The sequence below is a fragment of the Synechococcus sp. RC10A2 genome (assembly GCF_047502605.1).
This window is the reverse complement of sequence record NZ_JANSHP010000017.1, coordinates 1-1059: the sequence shown is the minus strand read 5'-3', so window position 1 is coordinate 1059 and position 1059 is coordinate 1. Positions and strand designations below refer to the sequence as shown.

1 protein-coding gene is annotated in these 1059 nt (G+C 60.7%); it reads left to right on the top strand.

All coding sequences use genetic code 11. The features are described 5' to 3' along the window. The coding region (psbD, locus tag NW848_RS01505) for a photosystem II D2 protein (photosystem q(a) protein) (RefSeq protein ID WP_011431157.1) at positions 1–1059 on the top strand (1059 nt) is incomplete at its 5' end.

The following is a 1059-nucleotide window of genomic DNA, read 5'->3' as shown; positions in this document are numbered from 1 at the left end:
ATGACCATCGCAGTAGGGCGCGCGCGCCAGGAGCGAGGATGGTTCGACATCGTCGACGACTGGCTCAAGCGCGACAGATTCGTGTTTATCGGCTGGTCGGGGCTGCTGCTGTTTCCTTGCGCCTATTTGGCCCTGGGCGGCTGGCTGACCGGCACCACGTTTGTAACCTCTTGGTACACCCACGGGTTGGCCAGCTCCTACCTGGAGGGGTGCAACTTTTTGACGGTGGCCGTGTCCACCCCCGCCGACAGCATGGGGCACAGCCTGCTGCTGCTGTGGGGCCCGGAAGCCCAGGGGGACTTTACCCGCTGGTGCCAGATTGGCGGGCTGTGGACCTTTGTGGCCTTCCATGGGGCGCTGGGCCTGATTGGCTTTATGCTGCGGCAGTTTGAGATTGCCCGGCTGGTGGGGGTGCGGCCCTACAACGCCATTGCCTTCAGCGCGCCGATTGCCGTGTTTGTGAGCGTGTTTTTGATTTACCCGCTGGGGCAGAGCAGTTGGTTTTTTGCGCCCAGCTTTGGAGTGGCGGCGATTTTCCGGTTTTTGCTGTTTTTCCAGGGGTTCCACAACTGGACGCTGAACCCGTTCCACATGATGGGGGTGGCCGGCGTGTTGGGTGGAGCGCTGCTGTGTGCCATCCATGGGGCGACGGTGGAGAACACGCTCTACAAGGATGGGGAAGCGGCGAGCACGTTTCGGGCATTTGAGCCGACGCAGGCGGAAGAGACGTACTCGATGGTGACGGCGAACCGCTACTGGAGCCAGATTTTTGGGATAGCGTTTTCCAACAAGCGGTGGCTGCACTTTTTCATGTTGTTTGTGCCGGTAACGGGATTGTGGATGTCGAGCATTGGTGTGGTGGGGTTGGCGCTGAACCTGCGGGCGTATGACTTTATCAGTCAGGAGACGCGGGCGGCGGAAGACCCTGAGTTTGAGACGTTCTACACGAAGAACATTTTGCTCAACGAGGGGATTCGGGCCTGGATGGCGCCGCAGGACCAGCCGCACGAGCGCTTTGAGTTCCCCGAGGAAGTCCTGCCCCGCGGCAACGCGCTCTAA